Here is a 1,614-nt window from a genome sequence, read left to right as displayed (position 1 = left end):
GCTCCACGCGCGTGCAGGCCGGCGCGGCGCTGCTGCCCAGCCTGGACGGCACGGCGTCGGCCAGCCGCGGAGTTTCGGGCTCGTCGTTCGGATCGGGCGGCTCTTCAAGCAGCAGCAGCGCCTCCACCGCGCCGGTCACCACGCTGCAGGCCGGCCTGCAATCGAAGTGGGAGATCGACCTGTTCGGCCGCCTGCGCGCCGATCGCGACGCGGCCCAGCAGAAGCTGGACAGCGCCACCGCCAAGTGGCATGACGCCCGCGTCGCCGTGGCGGCCGAAACGGCCAACGCCTATTTCGCCGAACGCGCCTGCCAGCAGCAATTGAACGTGTCCGAATCGGACGCCAAATCGCGCGGCGAAACGGCGCGGCTCACCGACCTGTCGGCGCGCGCCGGCTTCACCGCGCCGGCCGACGCCGCGCTGGCGCGTGCCAGTGCCTCCGACGCCTCGGGCCGCCTCACGCAACAGCGCGCCCTGTGCGCGGTGCAGCGCAAGGCGCTGGTGGCGCTCAGCGGGCTCGACGAACCCACGCTCGCGCAGAAGCTCACGGCCTCGCCCACGCAGCGCGCGCTGCCGGTGGTCGGTGCCATTGCCAGCGTGCCGGCGCAGGCGCTCTCGCAGCGGCCCGACGTGTACGCGGCCGAACTCGGCGTGGCCGCGGCCAGCGCCGAGGTGGGCTCGGCCGAGGCCGAGCGCTACCCCAAGCTCACGCTCTCGGGCTCGATCGGCCGCATGCAGATCCGCACCAGCGGCTTTCGCGAATCGCTCGACACCTGGACCGTCGGGCCGCTGTCGCTCACCGTGCCGCTGCTCGACGGCGGCGCGCGCGCGGCCAACTCCGAGGCCGCCAAGGCGCGCTACACCGAGGCCGTGTCGCTCTACCGCGCGAACGTGCGCCAGGCGGTGCGCGAGGTGGAAGAAGCGCTCGTGAACCTCGACGCCACCACCGCACGCAGCACCGACGCCGACAGCGCGGTGAAGAACTACCAGGCCTCGTTCGACGCCACCCAGGCCCGCTACAGCAGCGGCCTGGCCAGCCTGTTCGAGCTCGAGGACTCGCGGCGCACGCTGTTCGCCGCGCAGACCGCGCGCGTCTCGCTGCAGCGCGAGAGCACCGAAGCCTGGGTTTCGCTGTACCGCTCGATGGGCGGCGGCTGGAGCCGCCCCGCCGAAGCATCGTCCTCTATGACCACCACCCCGGCCGCCAAGGTCGCGACGTCGCCATGAAAACAATGAAGCGTTCCACCCTTGTCCTCGCGCTGCTGGCGCTGATCGTCGTCGTTGGCGCCGGCCTGTGGCTCACCCGCAAGCCGGCCGACGACAAGGCCGCACCCGCCGCGAAAGGCCCCGCGCAGCGCCCGGCCCTGACCGTCTCGGTCGCCAAGCCCGAGGCCACCGAGCTGACCGTCACGCTGGCCGCCAACGGCAACGTAGCGGCCTGGCAGGAGGCCGTGATCGGCTCTGAATCGAACGGCCTGAAGCTGGCCGAGGTGCTCGTCAACGTGGGCGACACCGTAAAGAAGGGCCAGGTGCTCGCGGTGTTCTCGCCCGAGACGGTGCAGGCCGACATCGCGCAGGCGCGCGCCTCGCTGGCCGAGGCCCGCGCATCGGCCGC

1 protein-coding gene and 1 pseudogene are annotated in these 1,614 nt (G+C 72.6%); both read left to right on the top strand.

From position 1 onward, the window contains the following. A partial coding sequence (locus VBO01S_RS31375) for an efflux transporter outer membrane subunit (protein WP_062483070.1) occupies positions 1-1,226 on the top strand: 1,226 nt, incomplete at its 5' end. Beyond that, a pseudogene (locus VBO01S_RS31370) lies at positions 1,223-1,614 on the top strand (efflux RND transporter periplasmic adaptor subunit); the annotation flags it as partial. The gene VBO01S_RS31375 and the pseudogene VBO01S_RS31370, both read left to right, overlap by 4 nt.

The organism is Variovorax boronicumulans NBRC 103145 (assembly GCF_001591345.1).
Lineage (GTDB): Bacteria > Pseudomonadota > Gammaproteobacteria > Burkholderiales > Burkholderiaceae_C > Variovorax > Variovorax boronicumulans.
Note: the sequence above shows the minus strand (reverse complement) of the source record. Positions and strands in the feature narration are given on the sequence as shown.